The organism is Pseudomonas sp. SCB32 (assembly GCF_009189165.1).
In the GTDB taxonomy this organism is placed as follows: Bacteria; Pseudomonadota; Gammaproteobacteria; order Pseudomonadales; family Pseudomonadaceae; genus Pseudomonas.
On record NZ_CP045118.1, the window covers coordinates 1141566 to 1160601 of the forward strand.

Genomic DNA, 19036 nt, shown 5'->3' on the forward strand with positions numbered 1-19036 from the left:
ACGAAGTCCGCTCCTACGGGGCCAGTTCGACCCGTGAGAAGTTGTTCGATCCCAGTGGGCTCAGGGTGAAGCCACTCACTCCAGGCCGCACCACCGCGAACTGCTTCGGGTAGGCCAGGGCGATCCACGGTGCCTCGCGCTGGAAGATCGCCAATGCCTGGCGGTAGAGGCCTGCGCGGACATCCTGATCGGTGTTGGCGCGGGCCTGGCGCAGCAGTTCGTCGAACTCGGTATTGCACCAGCCAGCCTGGTTCTCGCCGCTCCTGGCCGCCTCGCAGGACAGGTTCGGCGTGAGGAAGTTGTCCGGGTCGCCGTTGTCGCCGACCCAGCCCATGAAGATCAGGTCGTGCTCGCCTTCCTTGGCGCGCTTGATCAGCTCGCCCCATTCGAACACGCGGATGTCCGCGTGGATGCCGATCTTCTCCAAGTCATCCTGCAGCATCTGTGCGCCGATGCCGGGGTTGGGGTTGGTCGGGCCGCCGCCGGGGCGGGTCCAGATCGACAGCTTCAGGCCGGGTTTGATGCCAGCTTCATCCAGCAGCTGTCGTGCCCGTGCCGGGTTGTGCGGCCAGCCCTTGAGCTGCGGGTCGGAGCCCCAGAGCGTCGGCGGGTAGGGCGCGATGGCCTGCGTGGCGGCGCCTTCGCCGAACTGTGCCTTGAGGTAGGCCCGGCGATCGAAGGCGAGATTGATCGCCTGGCGCACACGCACGTCGTCCAGCGGCTTGTGCCGGGTATTGAGGGCCACGTAGGCCACCAGCAGGGAATCCAGCTCCTCCACCTTCAGGTTCGGCTCAAGGCGCAGTGCGGGGATGTCGGTGGGCTTGGGGTAGACGGCGATCTGGCAGTCGCCGGCCTTGACCTTCTGGATGCGTACGTTCGGGTCCGGGGTGATGGCCAGCAGCAGGCGGTCGATCTTCGGTTTGCCAGCCCAGTAGTCCGGGTTGGCGTTGAAGCGCACCTGGGCGTCCTTCTGGTAACGCTGGAAGATGAACGGGCCGGTGCCAATGGGGAGATTGTTCAATTGCTCGGCCTTCTGGGCCGCGAGCAGCAGGTCGCCGTATTCGGCGGAATAGATCGAGGCAAAGCCCATCGCCAGGTCGGCGAGGAAGGGCGCCTCGGGGTGCCTGAGGGTAAAGCGCACGTGATGGTCGTCGAGCTTGTCCACTGCGCCGATCAATCCGGGCAGGCCCATCGACTCGGCATAGGGGAAGCCGCGCGGCGCCAGCTTGTGCCATGGATGCTGCGGGTCGAGCTGGCGCTGGAAGCTCCAGAGCACGTCGTCGGCATTGAACTCGCGGGTGGGGCTGAAGTAGTCGGTACGGTGGAACTTCACGCCCTGGCGCAGGGTGAAGGTGTATTGCAGGCCGTCGGGGCTGATCTCCCAGCTTTGCGCCAGGGCCGGCACCACGCGGGTGCTGCCGGGAGCGAACTGCACCAGGCGCTCGAACACTGTCTCGGCCGATGCGTCGGCGGTAGTGGCGGCGGTGTATTGGGTGATGTCGAAGCCTTCCGGGCTGGCCTCGGTGCAGACCACCAGGGATTGGCCGAAGGCCGGCGCGCAGCCAAGCAGGCTGGCGAGGGTCAGGCGGACGAGCGCTTTGCGCACGGCGGTTCGCCGGGGGATGGGCCGCCGGAAGTTCCGGCGGCCACTGGCCTTACTTGCCGACGCTGACGCCGTAGAAGGAGTTCAGCGCGAACGGACTGATCTTGAAGTCCTGAACGCTCTTGCGCATCGGCTGGTACACGGTGGAGTGGGCGATCGGGGTGATCGGCACCTGCGCCTTGAGGATGTGCTGGGCCTGCTTGTACAGCTCGGTGCGCTTGGCCTGGTCCGGCGTACGCTTGGCTTCCTTGATCAGCGCGTCGTAGGGCTTGTCGCACCATTTGGAGAAGTTGTTGCCATCCACGGCGTCGCAACCGTAGAGGGTGCCCAGCCAGTTGTCCGGGTCACCGTTGTCACCGCTCCAGCCGATCAGCATAGCGTCATGCTCGCCGCCCTTGGCGCGCTTGATGTACTCGCCCCACTCGTAGGTGACGATCTTCGCCTTGATGCCGACCTTGGCCCAGTCGGACTGGAGCATCTCGGCCATCAGCTTGGCGTTGGGGTTGTACGGACGCTGTACCGGCATGGCCCACAGGGTGATCTCGGTGCCTTCGGGTACGCCGGCCTTCTTCAGCAGTTCCTTGGCTTTCTCCGGGTTGTAGCCGGCGTCCTTGATACTGTCGTCGTAGGACCACTGGGTCGGCGGCATGCCATTCACGGCGAGCTGGCCGGCGCCCTGGTAGACGGCGTCGATGATGGCCTTCTTGTTCACCGCCATGTCCAGCGCTTCACGCACTTCCAGCTTGTCCAGCGGCTTGTGCAGCACGTTGTAGGCGATGTAGCCGAGGTTGAAGCCCGGCTGCGACGGCATGTTCAGGTTCGGGTCCTTCTTCAGCGACTCCAGGTCGGCCGGGCGCGGGAAGAGGGTTACCTGGCACTCGTTGGCCTTGAGCTTCTGCATGCGCACGGAAGCGTCGGTGTTGATGGCGAAGATCAGGTTGTCGATCTTCACCTCACCCTTGTTCCAGTAGTCCGGGTTGGCCTTGAAGCGGATCATCGCGTCCTTCTGGTAGCGACTGAACACGAAGGGGCCTGTGCCTACGGGCTTCTGGTTGATGTCGCTGGCCTTGCCCTGCTTGAGCAGCTGGTCGGCGTATTCGGCGGACTGGATGGAGGCGAAGCTCATCGCCATGTCCTGGATGAACGCGGCGTCGACCTCGTTGAGGGTGAACTTGACGGTGTGGTCGTCGACCTTCTCCACCTTGGCGATGTTTGCGTCCATGCCCATGTCGGTGAAGTAGGGGAATTCGGTCGGGTAGGCTTTGCGGAACGGATGGTTCTTGTCGAGCATGCGATTGAAGGTGAACACCACGTCGTCGGCGTTGAACTCGCGGGTCGGCTTGAAGTACTCGGTGGTGTGGAACTTCACGCCAGGACGCAGGTGGAAGGTGTAGGTCTTGCCGTCTTCGGAAATGTCCCATTTTTCCGCCAGGCCGGGGATGACCTGGGTGCCGCCGCGCTCGAACTGGGTCAACCGGTTGAACATGGTTTCCGCCGACGCGTCGAAATCGGTGCCGGTGGTGTACTGGCCGGGGTCGAAGCCCGCCGGGCTGCCTTCGGAGCAGTAGACCAGGTTGTTGGCGGCGTGAGCGAGCAGCGGAGCGCTGGCGATCAACCCAGCGGCAATCATGGAGCGGATGACGGCGTTCTTACGCATACGGACCTCTGGTTATTCTGGTTGTCATCGAGGAACAGCCTTGTGAGCTGCGTTGCGTGAAACTATGCACGGCACATGCCGGGCGCAAGCTGCTGACGGGGATGAGTGTAGAAGTTGTGACGCGGGTGCAAGGGAATGTCGCAATTTCGACAATGGGAACCCGGCGGTCAGGTCGCGGCGCCCCGGTTCCCGGTGGCGCTGCGCGAGGGGAGGGGGATGGCGTTACCGCTGGCCCGCGAATGGGGCGCAGCGGTAACGGCGGAGGTCAGGGCATCTGCACTTCGATCGTGCCATCGGCGCTGACCACCACCTGGCTGGTGCCGGCTTCAACTTCCGGAGCGGCTGCGCCGCCGTAGCTGTCGGCCTTCATCGCCGCCATGCGCATCATCGGCATCGGGCGCGGCGCGCCGGAGGTGTTCAGGTTCAGGCTGACCAGCTTGTAGCCCTTGCCGCCGAGCGCGTCGGTGAGCACCTGGGCACGGGCCTTGAAGGCGCTCACGGCATCCTTCATCAGGGCATCTTCATTCTTTACCCGGGTGGCGTCGGCGATGCTGAAGTCCATGCTGCCCATCTTCAATTTGCCCAGCAGGTCGGCGGTGAGCTGCGACAGGGCGGCGAAGTCGGCGCTTTCCAGGCGGATTTCGGCGCGCTCGCGCCAGGCGGTGATCTTCTGGCCCTTGTCGTCATACACCGGGTAGCTGTTGCGGCTACCCAGGCTGACGGTCACGCCCTTGACCTTGCGCGCCTGCTCAAGCGCTGCGTTCAGCGCGGTGGTGGTCTCGGCGGCCAGCTTGGCCGGGTCGCTGGCCTGGACCTCGCTGTAAAGGGTCACGTGCATCAGGTCGTGGGCGACTTCCTGGCTGACCTCGGCGCGCAGCGAAACCTGGTTGTAGCGTGGTTCGTCTGCCAGCGCGCCCAGGCTGGTGGCACACAGGGCGATGGCGGCGGCGATGGCGGTGAAGGGTTTCTTCAGTACAGACATGGATGACTCCTTGTTCCAGAAAATGTCCCGGCCACAGCTTAATAGCGGCAGTGGCGAGGACTGTCAGACCCTTTGACGGGGATTGGTTCCGAAACGGGTCAGGGGCGGGTGTCACCAATTGTTTCCGACCGCCGAACCCTGCGCTGGAGTATGCTGTGGCGCTATGCCGCATAAGTTGGAGGGGGCTCTTGGCTATACTCGCGCAAATTCCGGAATTCACCATGCGCACACCGGTTTTCCAGCTTTCCGCCAGTCGTCAGAACCTCCTGCATCTGACGCTTATCCGTATTCTCGTGCTTGCCGCCCAGGCAGGTTCTGTCGGGCTCGCGTACAAGGCGCAACTGATCCAGTTGCCCTGGCTGGCCCTGGGTGTGACCCTCGGTGTTTCCCTGGTGCTCTGCCTGGGTACCGCCCTGCGCCTGCGCGGCCCCTGGCCGGTGACCGAGCTGGAGTACGCCGTCCAGCTGGCCTGCGACCTGCTCATCCACAGCGTGCTGCTGTATTTCTCCGGTGGCTCGAACAATCCCTTCGTTTCCTATTACCTGGTGCCGCTGACCATTGCCGCGGCGACCCTGCCCTGGCTCTACACCATTGTCCTCGCCGGCCTGGCGCTGGCCAGCTACACCGTGCTGCTGGTGTGGTTCCACCCGCTGGAGATGGCCGCCGGACAGCGTGACAACCTGCTGGTCTATGGCATGTGGCTGAGCTTCGCCCTGGCTGCCGCCCTGATCACCTTCTTCGTCGCACGCATGTCCGAATCGCTGCGCCGACAGGAACAATTGCAGGCCCAGCGCCGCGAGGAAGGCATGCGTGACCAGCAGTTGCTGGCCGTGGCCACCCAGGCTGCCGGCGCCGCCCACGAACTGGGTACGCCGCTGGCGACCATGAGCGTATTGCTCAAGGAATTGCGCCAGACCAATGCGGACCAGCCGATGTTGCAGGAAGATCTCGCCCTGCTGCAGGAGCAGGTGAAGCTCTGCAAGGACACCCTGCAACACCTGGTGCGCGCCGCCGAAGCGGATCGCCGGCAGGCGGTGGTGGAGCAGGGCGCCGATGAGTGGGTGGATTCGGTCCTGCACCGCTGGCACCTGATGCGTCCGGAGGCCAGTTATCGTTACCAGACCCTCGGCAAGGGCAAGGCGCCGCGCATGGTGCCGCCCACCGACCTGAGCCAGGCGCTGCTCAACCTGTTGAACAACGCCACCGATGCCTGTCCGGACGACCTGGATGTCCGTCTGGACTGGGATGCCGGGGAAATCTGCCTGAGCATCCGCGACCAGGGGCCGGGCGTTCCCCTGGCGATTGCCGAACAACTCGGCAAGCCTTTCTTCACCACCAAGGGCAAGGGTTTCGGCCTGGGCCTGTTCCTCAGCCAGGCCAGCGTGACGCGGGCAGGCGGTACGGTGAAGTTGTACAACCATGAAGATGGCGGCACTCTGACGGAGTTGCGTCTGCCAAGAAGTTATGGCGTGGCTTGAGGGCCGCGTCTGCGAGGAAGTCCCATGAGCGAAGAGATCCAGTTCGAAGGCGAAGAGCAGCCCCACCTGTTGCTGGTGGATGACGACGCCACCTTTACCCGCGTCATGGCCCGCGCCATGACCCGCCGCGGTCTGCGGGTATCGGTTGCCAGCTCCGCCGAGGAAGGCCTGGCCCTGGCCAAGGAAGACCTGCCCGACTACGCCGTGCTCGATCTGAAGATGGATGGCGATTCCGGCCTGGTGCTGCTGCCCAAGCTGCTGGAGCTGGACCCGGAGATGCGCGTGGTGATCCTCACCGGCTACTCCAGCATCGCCACCGCGGTGGAGGCCATCAAGCGCGGCGCCACCAACTACCTGTGCAAACCGGCCGACGCTGACGACGTGCTGACCGGTCTGCTGTCCGAGCATGCCAACCTGGATACCCTGGTGCCGGAAAACCCCATGTCGGTTGACCGACTGCAGTGGGAACATATCCAGCGCGTGCTTGCCGAACATGATGGCAACATCTCCGCCACCGCCCGTGCCTTGGGTATGCACCGGCGAACCTTGCAGCGTAAGCTGCAGAAGCGCCCGGTGAGGCGTTAAGTAATCGATAACACGAGGAGCGCCAACTGAGCGCTCCTTTCATTTTCAGCCGTGCGAGCGAGAATCCATGACCGACAGCGCCGAATACCGCGCGGCGAACGATGCCGTTCGCAGCCATTTCTTCCACCGGGTCTGGCAACTCACCGCGCCCTACTGGCGCAGCGAAGAAAAAGGCACCGCCTGGCTACTGCTGATCGTGGTGATCGCGCTGTCACTGGTCGGCGTGGGCCTCAGCGTCTGGCTCAACAGCTGGTACCGCGACTTCTACAACGCCCTGCAGAACAAGGACCTGAAGAGCTTCATCCACCTGATGCTGATGTTCTGCGGCATTGCGGCGGTATTCATCCTCACGGCGGTCTACCGCCTGTACCTGACCCAGATGCTGACCATCCGCTGGCGCCGCTGGTTGACGGAGAAGCACTTCGCCGCCTGGTTGGGCGACAAGAACTACTACCGCCTGGAGCAGCGTGGTCACACCGACAACCCTGACCAGCGTCTCTCCGAAGACCTCAACAGCTTCACCGACACCACCCTGACCCTTGGCCTGGGCCTGATTCGCAACCTGGTCAGCCTGGTCTCCTTCGCGGTGATCCTCTGGGGTGTGTCCGGCAGTGTCGAGCTGTTCGGCCTCACCATCCCCGGCTACATGTTCTGGGCCGCGCTGATCTACGCGGCGGTCGGCAGCTGGCTGACCCACCTGATTGCCCGTCGCCTGATCGGCCTGAACAACCGTCAGCAGCGTTACGAGGCGGACCTGCGTTTCGGCCTGGTGCGGGTGCGCGAGAACGCCGAGAGCATCGCCCTGTACAACGGCGAGGCCAACGAGAACGAGCGGCTGATGACGCGCTTCCGCAATGTCTGGGGCAACTTCTGGGAACTGATGAAAATCCAGAAGCGCCTGACCTTCTTCAGCTCCGGCTACGCGCAGATCGCCACCGTCTTCCCCTTTATCGTTGCCGCTCCGCGCTATTTCTCCGGGCAGATCCAGCTCGGCGAACTCATGCAGATCAACTCGGCCTTCGGCAACGTGCAGGACGGCCTGAGCTGGTTCATCGATGCGTATGCGAGCCTCGCCACGTGGCGTGCTACCTGCGACCGTCTGCTGAGCTTCCGTGGCGCCATGGCCGAGACGACCCACGAGTCGGCCAATATCGACGTCCGCAAGACCGGCGACACTCTGCAGCTGCAGAACCTCAGCCTGAGCCTTGGCAGCGGCCGCGAATTGCTGGAGCCCGCCAGCCTGACTGTGAACCCCGGCGAGCACGTGCTGATCGGCGGCCCTTCCGGTGGCGGCAAGAGCACCCTGCTGCGGGCGATGAGCGGCCTGTGGCGCTACGGCAGCGGCGTGGTGCAAATGCCCGAGGCGCGTAGTCTGTTCGTGCCGCAGAAACCCTACCTGCCGATCGGCACCCTGGCCGAGGCGCTGTGCTATCCGGAACCGGGCAACAGCCACGACGCCGAGCGGATGAAAGAGGTGTTGCACCTGTGTCGCCTGGACTCGCTGGCGTCACGCCTGGACGAAGCCGATCACTGGCAGCGGGTGCTGTCGCCCGGCGAGCAGCAACGCCTGGCCATCGCCCGTGCCTTGCTTTTCGCACCGCGTTGGCTGTTCCTCGACGAGGCCACCTCGGCCCTGGACGAAGCCGACGAAGCGGCGGTCTACCAGGTACTGCTGGAGCAATTACCGGGCGTGACTCTGGTCAGCATCGGCCACCGCGGCAGCCTCAAACGATTCCACCCCAGGCAGTTGCGTCTGGAGGATCGCCGGTTGCGGGAAATGGAGGCGGTATTGCCAGCCTGATGGCAGTTTGATTCCCTGGAAAAGTGTGAGCTGGTTAGTAGGAAACGTCTGAAAGTCATCTCAAAAGGGATGAATTCATCTTAATTTCTTACATTTTCCAGTGCTTAGTCGCTGCGAAACTTTCAGGAACAGGTACCCTGTGCGCCCCGGCCGGGCACTGCCCGGCTTCAAGGCAGCTCAACGGTACCGTTATGAAGTCCCTTTCCCCGTCACGGCAGGCACTGACCCGTTCGGACCTGCGCCTGGTCGATCCGCACCGGCTCCTGCTGGGCGTTGCCGGCGTGTCGTTGGTGGTGGCCGTGGCGGCTTTCGCTGGCGGTATCTGGGTGGGGCGCGCCCATGTCGAGCCTGTCGCGCAGCCGGTCGCCGTAGTCGGGAACGGTGCGGAAGAGCCGCAGGAGCGCTTTGCCGCCGAGCGCATCGGCCAGCTGTCCGGTCGCCTGCAGGTGCTGGAAAAGGATGCCGCCTACCTACTGCAGGCCGTCGACAGCCACGAAGAGATCGCCCGCAAGCTGTCGAAACTCGATCCCGCGCTGGCTCCGCAGGCCAAGACGCCCACACACCGGCGCGCGGTCGAAGGCGATGGTGAAGGCGGTATCCTGCTGCCGCCCCGTCCGTGCGCCGAGCCACTGCCGTCCGCCGACATCGACCAGAACGAGCGCTCCGCCCGCTGCCTGCGCCGTGTCTTTGACCAGCTGATGGATCAGGTCGCCCGGCGTAGCGCCGATTTCATGGCGATTCCGGCGCGCCGGCCGATGGAGGACGCGCGCCTGGGCTCGCCATTCGGCAATCGCGTTGATCCTTTCAACCGCCGCCTGGCCTTCCATTCCGGCCAGGACTTCTCCGCGCCCGCGGGTAGCCCGATCCACGCAGCCGCTGGCGGGCGCGTCATCGTCGCCGACCGGAATCCCTCCTACGGCAATCGCGTTGAAATCGACCATGGCAATGGCCTGGTGACCCGCTATGCCCATGCCTCGAAGCTGCTGGTGAAGGTGGGGGACGTGGTGCTGCCGGGGCAGGAGATAGCCAAGGTTGGCTCCACCGGCCGCTCCACCGGGCCGCACCTGCACTTCGAGGTGCTCTACCACGACGAGTTCGTCGATCCACAGAACTTCCTCTCTCTGGGCGGCATGGAGATCGACAGCGATGGCATGGCCTCGGACTAGGAAACCCTCCACCCGCGACCTGCTACGCGCCGAGCACTTCCCCCACGTTCCTCGCCGTCATGCCCGCGCGGGCTGGGCGGTCCTGCTGGCGTGCTTGGTTCTGTCCGCGCTGCTCGGGGGCGCCTACCTGCTGCGCGCGCAGGATGACGGCCAGATGCGCGAACGCATCGAAACGCTGGAGGCGGAAAACGCCAGCCTGACGGCGGCGCTGGCGGAGTGGCGCCTGCAAGGCGATGAGGACCGCGCCAATCGCGAGCAGCTGATGCGCCGGATCGACGCGATGTCCGCCGAAATCAAGAAACTGAAGACTGAGCTGGCCTTCTTCCGCCAGCAGAAACCTGGCAAGTAGTCCGTTGTAGGAGGACAGATGTTCAGCAACAGCAAGAAGAAGGCGCCGCAGGTGTCGGTGGACAAGTTCTCCAGCCTGCTGTCGGGCAATGTATCGCTGGTAGGGGACCTGCAATTCGAGGATGGCCTGAAGATCCTCGGCACGGTGAAGGGCAACATCAGCCACAAGCCGGGCGCGGCGAGCCTGCTGGCCTTGAGCGCGGAAGGACGGATCGAGGGCAACGTGAGCAGTTACGATGCACTGATCGACGGCACCATCATCGGCGATCTCTATGTCGAGCACCTGCTGGAACTGCACTCCAACGCCCGGGTTATCGGCAACATCCAGTACCGCCAGCTGAGCATGGAGAACGGCGCCACGGTGGATGGCAAGCTGACCCGCCTGGCCGATGGCGAGGCGCCCAAACCGCTGGAGCTGCCGGCGCCTGCGCGCGAAGAGGCAGCCGAGGCCTGATTTGCCCCGGCGGGATCGGTACTTAGCTTGCTATGATTGCCGTTCCCGCCGCCCAGAACGCTCCGCCCCATGCTCGCACTCCTGCTCCAGACCTTCGGCATCACCGCCCCGGTCTTCGCCATGCTGTTCCTTGGCGTGCTGCTGCGCCGCGTGGGAGCGATCAATCCGGAGTTCATCCAGACCGCCTCGGCGCTGGTGTTCAATGCCACCATGCCGGCGATGCTGTTCCTCGGCATCTATCATTCCGACCTGCACAGCGCGGCGCGTCCGGCGTTGCTGCTGTACTTCTGCGTGGCGACCCTGGCGGGCTTCCTGCTTGCCTGGGGCTGGTCGATCTGGCGGGTGCCCCGTGCCGATCGCGGCGTCTATACCCAGGGGGCGTTTCGCGGCAACAACGGCATCATCGGCCTGGCGCTGGCGACCAACCTCTACGGAGATCACGGCCTGGCGCTGGGCTCGGTCCTCGCCGCCCTGGTGATCCTCTGCTACAACACGCTCTCGTCGGTGGTGCTGGCGATCTACAGCCCAAGCATGAAGTCCGACCCCTGGAGCATCCTCAAGAGCGTGCTGCGCAACCCGTTGATACTCGGCGTGCTGGCGGCGCTGCCGTTTTCCTGGCTGCAGATCGCGCTGCCAGCCTGGCTGCTGACCTCCGCCGACTATTTCGCCCAGATGACCCTGCCGCTGGCGCTGATCTGCATCGGTGGCACGCTGTCACTGGCCTCGCTGCGGGAAAGCGGTGCTCTGGCGGTCAGCGCCAGCCTGATGAAGATGGTCTGGCTGCCGCTGCTGTGCACGTCCGGCGCCTGGCTGTGCGGCTTTCGCGGGGCCGAACTGGGCGTGCTGTTCCTCTACTTCGCCAGCCCGACGGCGGCCGCCAGCTTCGTGATGGCCCGTGCGGCGAACGGCAACCATGAGCTGGCTGCCTCGATCATCGTGATCACCACCCTGGCGGCGGCGGTGACCACCAATTTCGGCATCTTCCTGCTGCAGTGGGGCGGCTGGATGTGACGGACGGCGGTACGCGCTTCCAGACGGCCGAAGTGCGATAAGCATGAGTTTTCTTGTAAGACATTGCTGAAAGACTGTACTGCGCCCCACGTCGCTGCGAAGTTCATTTCTTCGTTGTACAAGAACGGTTACATTTGGCACCCGTTTGCACGATCAAGGATTGTTCATGCATCTCACGCGCCGGAACCTGTGTGCCGCTTCCTGTCTTCCAGCCTGTCTGCTGGCGGCCGTGGTCGCTGCCGAGCCGAGCGCCGAGCTGAGCAGTCCAACCGCCGGCTGGCGCTACTCCGGCCTGACCGATGACGTGAACGCCCCGCGCGTGGCTTATCCCACGCCGCCGATCGACCGTGGCGCCGTTCGTGGTCGCAGCCTGATCGAAGGCCACCTGCGCGAAGTGGCCGGCGTCGACCGCGCCCAACGCCTGGTCGTCAACGGCAATCCGCTGCCCCTGTATACCGACGCCGACGGCAAGTTCGTCCGCCCCTATAACTTTGGCGCGGGCAGCAACAGCGTCGCGGTGAGCAGCGACCAGGGCAAATCCCTCAAGCGCATCCAGTTCTACGAGGCCAACAACGGCCGGGTGCCGCCACGCATTCGCCTGGTACTGGGTTGGAACGACCCCAAGGCGGAACTCGACCTGCATATCGTCACCCCGGATGGCCAGCATGCTTTCTGGGCTCACCCGCGCCTGAGCAATGGCGGCGGCCTCGACCCGGATGGCGTCGACGGCCCCGGCCCGGAAATGTTCACCATGGCCGCGCCGCTCCACGGCACCTACCTGGTCTACGTGAACTACTGGGGCAACTACAACGCCAGCCAGGGTTACAACTTCCAGGAAGGTAACCACGAGCAGGACGTGATCACCGCCGAGATCAACCTGGTGTTCAACGAAAACACCGTCAACGAGAAGCGCGAGACCTTCGTGGTGCCCATGCGCACCATCGGCGATCTGGTGCTGGTGAAGACCTTCAACTACTGAATTCGCCCCTCGCAGGGATGACACGGGACAAGCGATCCATGAGCGACAACACCCCCTCCATCAACCAAGACAGCACTCCCACGCCGCCGGCTGCGCAGCCTCCTCGCCGCGGTCCGCTGATCGCCATCGGTGTGGTTGCCGCCGTACTGGTCGCCGGTGGTCTCGCCCTGGCCTTCGGCCTGATTCCGGCCTTCCACTCAGCGCCGGTGAGCAACCTGGAAGCGCCGGAAAACCCGGAGGTGGTGCGCGACCTGAAGCGCCCCGACGCCCTGATCGAGAGCGCCTCGCTCAGCCAGTTGCCCAAGGCCGTACTGGAAGTGCCGCTGCTGCGCGACGTGCTGACAGAGGACTTCGTCTTCTACTACGAGAACAATGCCGACCGCCTGGGCCTGACCGGCACCCTGCGGCGCATCGTCTACGAGCATGATCTGAGCCTGAAGGACAGTGTCATCGAGGAGTTGCTCGACCAGCCGGCCCAGGTCGCCCTGTGGCACGGCGCCGATGGCCGCCTGCGCGACTTCATGGTGGTGCTGCGTCGTGGCGGCCTGGCCAAGCTCCTGGAGCCGCTGGCGAAAGTCGCTGCCGACGATAGCCAGTTGAAGAAGGTATCGGAGATCCAGGTGAAGGGCGCTGCCACGCCGGTCTACAGCCTGCGCTACGGCGCCGAAAGGAGTGTGCTGTTCATTTCCCGTGGCGATCAGATGCTGGTGCTGTCGAATCCGAAGATGCTCTTCCCCGCCGCCAATGAAGGCAGGTTGGGTGAGTCGGACGCCGCCATTGCCAAGGACCTGGGCACGCTCCTCGAAGGTGAGCCGCTGTTCGCCAAGGACTTCGGCCTGGAGCCGCGCGGCGAGTTGAAGCAGCGCATCACCCTGGGTGCCGGTGCCCTTGCCATGGGCTACCAGCGTTTCATCCCGACCTTCGCCGGGGTTCGTTTCGAGCAGGGCAAGGAAGGCTGGCACAGCTACCTGGCGCTCAACGAAGTGGCCCGTCAGCCGGAACTGGATTTCACCCCTGTCTGGCAGGCCATGCCCATGGGCGCCAGCGCCTGCGTGGCGTTGCCGGTCACGCCGGGCCTGTACGACAGCATGCTGGTGAAGCTGGGCGCCGAACAGAAGATGGCCGCGGCCTTCTCCGAGCACCTCTCCGGCGCCGCCGGCCTGTGCTGGTATCCGGATTCGCGCCTGCATTCGCCGCTGCTGGCGGTAAAGCTCGACGCACCCGCCAGCCCGGAACTGGACGAGCAGCTGGGCAAACTGTTCGGCAGCATGATCGGCGCCTACGAGGCCAATGTGGAGGCGGGCGCCTTCGAGGTGGAGAGCCGCGCCGAGGGCGACGGCCGCCTGTGGCAGCGCCAGGTCAGCTCGCGCTTTGGCCAGTACCCGGCCAGCGAGGCGGAGAACCCCGATCAGGTCAGCGGTAACGGCTTCTTCCGCGTCAGCCTGCTGCGCGAGGGCAATACCCTGTTGTTCTCCATCGACGACAAGCTGCTCGACAAGGCTCGCAACACCCTTGCCAAGCGCTTCCCGCCGCTGGCCGACGTGCTGCCCAAGGATGCCCTGGTGCCCGCGTACCTCGCGCCCAAGAGCCTGTCCGAACTGCTCCAGAATGAAACCCTCGACAGCCTTCCGCAGGACATCGAGCCGGTGTTCCGCAATGCCGCCGACACGCTGCTCCTGCCGCGCCTGAAGACCCTCGCCGGCAACGGCTCCTACGCCCTGACCCTGCCTGCCGGCAGCGAGCCCGGTGGCGAGTGGCAGTGGCTGCCGCTGGACTGGAAGGCGCTGTGATCCGAAAGCCCCTCACGCTGCTCGCAGGTCTGCTCGTCGCCACGCTGGCGCAGGCGACGGAGCCTGCGCTGGATGCGCAGCAGACCCAGGTGTTCCGCGCCTGGTTCGTGCGCATCGCCGAGGAGCAGCTGCATCGCGGCCCGAACCCGCGCTGGTACCAGCAGGACTGCGCGGGGCTGGTGCGCTTCGCCGCCAACGAGGCGCTGAAGGTGCACGACGCCAAGTGGCTGCGCGCCAACGGCATGTCCAACCGCTACCTGCCGCCGGAGCTGGAGCTCACCGGCGAGCAGCGCAACCTGGCGCAAACCTGGCAGCAGGGCGGTGGCAAGACCGGCCCCTACGTCAACGCGATCAAACTCATTCAGTACAACAGCCAGCTCGTCGGCCGCGACCTCAACCAGGCGCGGCCGGGCGACCTGATGTTCTTCGACCAGGGCGATGACCAGCATCTGATGATCTGGATGGGCCGCGACATCGCTTATCACACCGGCACTCGTACGGTGACCGACAACGGCATGCGCTCGGTCAGCCTGCAACAACTCATGACATGGAAGGACACCCGATGGATACCCGACGAATCCAATCCCAACTTTATCGGCGTCTATCGCTTGTCCTTCCTGACCCGATGAACGCGCTGCGCGGTATTGCCGCTGCCCTGGCCTGCGCCGGCCTGTTCGCCGCCGCCCCCGCAATCGTGCAGGCGGACGACGAGGTCCCGGCGAGCAACTACACGCCCATGGCCGGCGAGTCGTTCTTCCTGCTCGCCGACTCAAGCTTCGCCTCCGACGAAGTGGCCAAGGTGCGCCTCGAAGCGCCGGGCCGCGATTACCGCCGTTACCGCATGGAGCCATACGGCGGCGCGGATATCCGCGTCTACCGCATCGACAAGCCGCTGGACTTCCTCAAGCGCCAGAAGAACCTGCACCGCGTGCTGTCCGAAGGGCAGTTCAAGGGCGAAGGCCTGTCCAACACCCTGGCCTACCTGTGGGACAACTGGTACCGCAAGTCGCGTCGGGTGATGCAGCGGACCTTCTCCTACGAGTCGCGCAAGCAGGTCACCGAAGTGGTGCCGGAGCTGAAGATGGGCAACGCCATCGCCGCGCCGACGCCCTATGATCCGCAACCGCAGTACGCGCCGATCCCCGGCCTGCCGATGGTCAGCCAGTTCCGCTACCCGCTGTGGGACGCCAAGCCCATCCAGCCGCCGAAGGACGTGACCCTGATGGGCTCGTCCAGCGAGTTCATCAACGTTGCGCCGGGCAACGTCTACGTGCCGCTGGGCAAGTTGAAGCCCGGCCTCTATCTGGTGGAAGCGCTGGTCGGCAAATACCGCGCGACCACCGTGGTGTTCGTTTCCAACAGCGTCGCGGTGAGCAAGATCGCCGGCAACGAGCTGTTGGTGTGGACTGCCCGCAAGCACGAAGGCACGCCAGTGGGGGGCGCCAAGGTGCTGTGGACCGACGGCCTGGGCGTGATGAGCAGCGGCAGCAGCGACGCCGACGGTCTGCTGCGTCTGCAGCACGTCAGCCCCGAGCGCTCCTTCGTGATCGGCGAGGACGAGGAGGGCGGCGTCTTCGTCTCCGAGAACTTCTACTACGACAGCGAAATCTACGACACCAAGCTCTACGCCTTCACCGACCGTCCGCTGTACCGTCCGGGCGACTGGGTGTCGCTGAAGATCGTCGGCCGCGAGTTCAAGAATTCCCGCGAATCGCAGTCGCCGCAGAGCGCGCCACTGCGCCTGTCGGTGATCGACGCCGCCGGCACCACACTGCAGACCCTGGATCTGAAGTACGACGCCAAGAGCGGCACCAACGGTCGCTTCCAGCTGCCGGCCAACGCCGTCGCCGGCGGCTACGAGCTGCGCTTCGACTACCGCGACCAGACCTACAGCAGCGCCTTCCGCGTCGCTGAGTACATCAAGCCGCACTTCGAGATTTCCCTCGACCTCGCCAAGCCGGACTTCAAGACCGGCGAGCCGGTGAAGGGCAACCTGATCCTGCTCTACCCGGACGGCAAGCCGGTGGCCAACGCGCGCCTGGAGCTGAGCCTGCGCGCCCAGCAGCTGTCCATGGTCGACAACGAGCTGCAGTACCTCGGCCAGTTCCCCGTGGAGCTGTCCAGCTCGGAGCTCACTACCGATGCCCAGGGCCGCGCTGCGATCGACCTGCCGGCGGCCGAGAAGCCCAGCCGCTACATGCTCACCGTGTTCGCCAGCGATGGTGCCGCGTACCGCGTGAAGACCAGCAAGGAAATCCTCATCGAGCGTGGCGCCGCGCGCTACCGCGTGAGCGCACCGCAGCGCTTCAGCGCCGCCGGTGACAAGGTCGAGTTCACCTATGCCGCTGAACAGCAGACGCAGGTCCTGCCCACCGCCTACCGCTGGCTGCGTCTGGAAGACCGCAGCAGCGGCGACGGCGCGGTGGCCGACGGCAAGTTCGCCATCACCTTCGACAGGCCCGGCACCTACAGCATCGAGCTGCGCGACAAGGCTGGCCAACTGCTCGGCGGTACCGGCCACTCGGTCAGCGGCGACGGCGTCAAGGCCGTGCCGGGTACCGTGGAGATCGTCCTCGACAAGGCCGAGTACAAGGCCGGCGAGGAAGCCCTGGCGCTGATCACCTTCCCCGAGCCGGTGGACGATGCTCTGCTCTCGCTGGAGCGCGACAAGGTCGAGGCCACCGCACTGCTGTCCAAGGGCGGCGACTGGCTGAAGTTGGAGAGGCTCAACCCGACCCAGTACCGCGCGCGCATTCCGGTGAAGGCCGAATTCTCGCCGAACCTGACTTTCTCCGTGCTCTACACCCGCAGCGGCGACTACAGCTTCCAGAACGCCGGGATCAAGGTCGCCGTGCCGCAGGTGGATATCGCCGTCAGCACCGACAAGGAACGCTACGAGCCGGGTGAGACGGTCACCGTCAACCTTGACACCACCTACGCCGGCAAGCCCGTTTCCAGCCACCTCACCGTGAGCGTGGTGGATGAGATGATCTACGCGCTGCAGCCGGAGATTGCACCGGGAATCGACCAGTTCTTCTACCACCCGCGCCGCAACAACGTGCGCACCAGCGCCAGCCTGTCGTTCATCAGCTACGACGTCGCGCTGCCCGGCACGCCCAGCGCGCCCGGTCGCGCCAACCGCAGCGAACGTGGCGTGAAGGTGCTGGAGCGTCCGCGCCGTGAGGAAGTGGATACCGCCGCCTGGGAGCCGGAGCTGGTCACCGATGCCAACGGCAAGGCGAAGTTCACCTTCCGCATGCCCGACTCCCTGACCCGCTGGCGTATCACCGCCCGCGCCATGGATGACGAAGGGCAGGTTGGCCAGAAGAAGCAGTTCATCCGCTCCGAAAAGCCGCTGTACCTGAAATGGAGCGGCCCGAAACGCTTCCGCACGGGTGATGCGCCGGACCTCGGCCTGTTCGTCTTCAACCAGGGCGAGCAGGACACCAAGGCCGAACTGCTGATTCGCGCCAACGGCGAAGAGAAGACCCAGGCGCTGGAGCTCAAGCGCGGCGTCAACTACATCGCCCTGCCGCAGCAGCCGCTGAGCGACGGTGACTGGAGCGTGGAGCTGCGCCAGGACGGCCAGGTGCGCGACAGCCTCGGCGTGCACTTCAGCCTGGTAGCCGACAGCTGGCAGGTGCTGCAGTCCAAGCCGCTGCAGGTCAACGCGCAGAACACGCCGCTGCAGCTGCCGGCGGATGCTCGTGATGTGACTCTGCGTCTGGACGACAGCGCTCAGGCGCTGCTGCGCGGCAATCTCGACTCACTGCTGAACTACCCCTGGGGCGGCGTCGAGCAGACCGCCAGCCAGCTGCTGCCGCTGAGCATCGCCTACCCGATGCTGGCCAGCGGCGAGCCGCGCGTGCGCGACCGCCTGCGGCTGATCTTGCAGACCAGCCGCCTGCGCCTGGTGCAGATGGCCGGCCCGGATGCCTACTTCACCTGGTGGGGCGGCGAAGACAACGACGCTTTCCTCACCGCCTACGCCTACTACGCCGACTGGTACGCCAGCCGCGCGCTGGAAATCCAGCTGCCGCCGGACCACTGGCAGCGCGTGCTGGAGCTGTATTCCGCACGTGCCACCGCCACGCCGCTGCTGCAGCGCGCACTGATCCTGGCCTTCGCCCGCGACATGCAGTTGCCGGTGCAGACCCTGGTCAGCGGTCTGCTCACCGACCTGGAAAACGCCGGCAACGGCGAGGCGGCGAAATCCGTGAACGACTTCGACAGCGTCGACAGCCTGGTCATGGGTCAGCCGGACTCCGAGCTGGGCCTGGCGGTCGCCCGTGTGCTGGCGGCCAGTCTGGCTGAGCAGAGCAAGGTCGCGCTGCCGCAAGGCTTCGCCAAGCAACTGGATGCCGCTCGCCTGAAGGTCAACACCAGTGAGCAGCCCTTCGCCCGCGCCGTGCAGCTCTACGGCGGCCCGCTGGATGCCAATCGCGCCCGCTCGCTGCTGTTGAGCCTGGCGCCGCAGCAATCTACCGTCGAGCGCGCGCTGGCCCTCGCCTGGATGCAGCGGGCTGTGGCGGCCGCTCCCGCCGCGGAGCTGCCCAAGCCGGTGGCTGACTGGAAGGAAGGCCGAAGCACCACCGGTGACGCGTTCTGGAAGTGGCAGGGCAAGGACGTTCCGGCGCAGCTGGACCTCTCCGCCGCGCCGTCGCGCCCGCTCAATGCCTCCGTCACCTTCCGCAGCGCCGAAGCGCCGGCCAGCCAGTTACCGGTCACCATCAAGCGCCGCCTGCTGCGCCTGGTGCCGGGCGACGACGCCTTCGCCTTCAACGCCGAGGAGCTGGGCGACAAGCCGCTGTCCAGCGACGAGCTGTATCTGGACGAAGTGACCCTGACCACCGAGCAGGCGCAAGCGCTGCGCTACGGCATGCTGGAAGTGCCGCTGCCGCCGGGTGCGGATGTCGAGCGCACCACCTGGGGCCTGCAGATCAGCGGCCTGGGCGGCGTCGAGGCGACCAGCCTGGAGCGCGCGCGCAACGAGCCGGGCGACCTGTTCTACGGCGTGCCGATCGATACCCTGGGCGGCGAGTTGCGCTTCCGTCATCTGGTCCGTTTCTCGCAGAAGGGCGAGTTCGTCTTGCCGCCGGCACGCTACCAGCGCCTCTATGCGCCGCAGGAGCAGGCGCTGGAGCAGCAGCCGGCCCTGGCGAAGATCAAGGTCCAGTAATCC

14 protein-coding genes are annotated in these 19036 nt (G+C 65.3%); 11 read left to right on the top strand and 3 right to left on the bottom strand.

Features of this window, described 5'->3' with window-relative positions; all coding sequences use genetic code 11:
• Nucleotides 1-13: 13 nt before the first annotated feature.
• The 3 genes from GA645_RS05325 to GA645_RS05335 form a co-directional block, all read right to left on the bottom strand.
• Nucleotides 14-1606, bottom strand: a complete 1593-nt coding sequence (locus GA645_RS05325; RefSeq protein WP_152220607.1) for an ABC transporter substrate-binding protein — start codon at nt 1604-1606, stop codon at nt 14-16.
• Nucleotides 1607-1655: 49 nt separating this feature from the next.
• Entirely contained in the window at nt 1656-3260 is a 1605-nt protein-coding gene (locus GA645_RS05330; RefSeq protein ID WP_152220609.1) for an ABC transporter substrate-binding protein, read from the bottom strand.
• Nucleotides 3261-3525: 265 nt separating this feature from the next.
• Nucleotides 3526-4242, bottom strand: a complete 717-nt coding sequence (locus GA645_RS05335) for an SIMPL domain-containing protein (protein WP_152220611.1) — start codon at nt 4240-4242, stop codon at nt 3526-3528.
• Between the two features lie 221 nt (nt 4243-4463).
• Between GA645_RS05335 and GA645_RS05340 the strand changes: the two genes are divergently transcribed.
• The 11 genes from GA645_RS05340 to GA645_RS05390 all read left to right on the top strand — a co-directional run bounded on the left by GA645_RS05340 (nt 4464) and on the right by GA645_RS05390 (nt 19033).
• Complete coding sequence (locus tag GA645_RS05340) at nt 4464-5720, top strand: ATP-binding protein (RefSeq protein ID WP_152220613.1); 1257 nt, start codon at nt 4464-4466, stop codon at nt 5718-5720.
• A 24-nt stretch (nt 5721-5744) separates the two neighbouring features.
• Nucleotides 5745-6305 (top strand): response regulator transcription factor, encoded by a 561-nt coding sequence (locus tag GA645_RS05345; protein ID WP_152220615.1) that lies wholly within the window; start codon nt 5745-5747, stop codon nt 6303-6305.
• Between the two features lie 67 nt (nt 6306-6372).
• Complete coding sequence (locus GA645_RS05350; RefSeq protein ID WP_152220617.1) at nt 6373-8106, top strand: ABC transporter ATP-binding protein/permease; 1734 nt, start codon at nt 6373-6375, stop codon at nt 8104-8106.
• Between the two features lie 191 nt (nt 8107-8297).
• Nucleotides 8298-9272, top strand: coding sequence for a M23 family metallopeptidase (locus GA645_RS05355; RefSeq protein ID WP_152220619.1), 975 nt, complete (start codon nt 8298-8300; stop codon nt 9270-9272).
• Nucleotides 9253-9621, top strand: a complete 369-nt coding sequence (locus GA645_RS05360) for a hypothetical protein (RefSeq protein WP_256676073.1) — start codon at nt 9253-9255, stop codon at nt 9619-9621. Before GA645_RS05355 ends, GA645_RS05360 begins: the two co-directional genes overlap by 20 nt.
• Nucleotides 9622-9639: 18 nt before the next feature.
• A complete protein-coding gene (locus GA645_RS05365; protein WP_152220621.1) occupies nt 9640-10074 on the top strand; it encodes a polymer-forming cytoskeletal protein in 435 nt (144 codons plus the stop codon).
• Nucleotides 10075-10143: 69 nt separating this feature from the next.
• Nucleotides 10144-11085 (top strand): AEC family transporter, encoded by a 942-nt coding sequence (locus GA645_RS05370; RefSeq protein ID WP_152220623.1) that lies wholly within the window; start codon nt 10144-10146, stop codon nt 11083-11085.
• A gap of 166 nt (nt 11086-11251) precedes the next feature.
• Complete coding sequence (locus tag GA645_RS05375) at nt 11252-12064, top strand: YfaP family protein (RefSeq protein ID WP_152220624.1); 813 nt, start codon at nt 11252-11254, stop codon at nt 12062-12064.
• Nucleotides 12065-12102: 38 nt separating this feature from the next.
• Nucleotides 12103-13854 carry a DUF2138 domain-containing protein gene (locus GA645_RS05380; protein ID WP_152220626.1) on the top strand — a complete coding sequence of 584 codons (1752 nt, stop codon included), beginning with the start codon at nt 12103-12105 and terminating at the stop codon, nt 13852-13854.
• Nucleotides 13851-14483, top strand: a complete 633-nt coding sequence (locus GA645_RS05385) for a DUF1175 domain-containing protein (protein ID WP_152220628.1) — start codon at nt 13851-13853, stop codon at nt 14481-14483. The genes GA645_RS05380 and GA645_RS05385 overlap by 4 nt, the downstream gene beginning before the upstream one ends.
• The gene (locus GA645_RS05390; RefSeq protein WP_152220630.1) at nt 14480-19033 is read left to right on the top strand and encodes an alpha-2-macroglobulin; all 4554 of its coding nucleotides are present in this window, start codon (nt 14480-14482) and stop codon (nt 19031-19033) included. The genes GA645_RS05385 and GA645_RS05390 overlap by 4 nt, the downstream gene beginning before the upstream one ends.
• Nucleotides 19034-19036: the final 3 nt, after the last annotated feature.

Excerpts from the sequence above, each read along its gene's own strand:
- GA645_RS05355 (WP_152220619.1), top strand. The coding sequence starts at position 8,298 with ATGAAGTCCCTTTCCCCGTCACGGCAGGCACTGACCCGTTCGGACCTG.
- GA645_RS05375 (WP_152220624.1), top strand. The coding sequence starts at position 11,252 with ATGCATCTCACGCGCCGGAACCTGTGTGCCGCTTCCTGTCTTCCAGCC.
- GA645_RS05340 (WP_152220613.1), top strand. The coding sequence starts at position 4,464 with ATGCGCACACCGGTTTTCCAGCTTTCCGCCAGTCGTCAGAACCTCCTG.
- GA645_RS05365 (WP_152220621.1), top strand. The coding sequence starts at position 9,640 with ATGTTCAGCAACAGCAAGAAGAAGGCGCCGCAGGTGTCGGTGGACAAG.
- GA645_RS05370 (WP_152220623.1), top strand. The coding sequence starts at position 10,144 with ATGCTCGCACTCCTGCTCCAGACCTTCGGCATCACCGCCCCGGTCTTC.
- GA645_RS05380 (WP_152220626.1), top strand. The coding sequence starts at position 12,103 with ATGAGCGACAACACCCCCTCCATCAACCAAGACAGCACTCCCACGCCG.
- GA645_RS05335 (WP_152220611.1), bottom strand. The coding sequence starts at position 4,242 with ATGTCTGTACTGAAGAAACCCTTCACCGCCATCGCCGCCGCCATCGCC.
- GA645_RS05345 (WP_152220615.1), top strand. The coding sequence starts at position 5,745 with ATGAGCGAAGAGATCCAGTTCGAAGGCGAAGAGCAGCCCCACCTGTTG.
- GA645_RS05330 (WP_152220609.1), bottom strand. The coding sequence starts at position 3,260 with ATGCGTAAGAACGCCGTCATCCGCTCCATGATTGCCGCTGGGTTGATC.
- GA645_RS05360 (WP_256676073.1), top strand. The coding sequence starts at position 9,253 with ATGGCATGGCCTCGGACTAGGAAACCCTCCACCCGCGACCTGCTACGC.
- GA645_RS05350 (WP_152220617.1), top strand. The coding sequence starts at position 6,373 with ATGACCGACAGCGCCGAATACCGCGCGGCGAACGATGCCGTTCGCAGC.
- GA645_RS05390 (WP_152220630.1), top strand. The coding sequence starts at position 14,480 with ATGAACGCGCTGCGCGGTATTGCCGCTGCCCTGGCCTGCGCCGGCCTG.